We start from the raw sequence: 252 nt of genomic DNA on the forward strand, positions 1-252 counted from the left end.
ACTGATGCCGCTGACGGGCACGCTCGGCGTGCTGGCCCTGCCGGATGTGCCGATGACGGTGGCGGCCGTGCTGTGCGCCGACGCAGGCGCACGCCTGCTGCGCGGTGTGCACGGATGGGCGGCGATCGAACTCGCGATGGGCTTGGCGATCGGTGCACTCAGCCACTACCGCTTCGCGGGTGTGATCGGTGTGGGCTTGATCGCACTGCTTTGGCTGCCGGAAGGCAGACGGGCGTTGCGCGACGCACGCGT

The 252-nt window shown here is 69.8% G+C and carries 1 protein-coding gene; it reads left to right on the plus strand.

Annotation, left to right across the window (positions count from 1 at the left end):
• Window positions 1-252 (plus strand): hypothetical protein (locus OH705_RS28100; protein WP_267303551.1); only part of this gene is annotated, 252 nt, incomplete at both ends.

It is taken from the genome of Pseudomonas sp. BJa3, from assembly GCF_026343815.1.
Classification (GTDB): Bacteria; Pseudomonadota; Gammaproteobacteria; order Pseudomonadales; family Pseudomonadaceae; genus Aquipseudomonas; species Aquipseudomonas soli.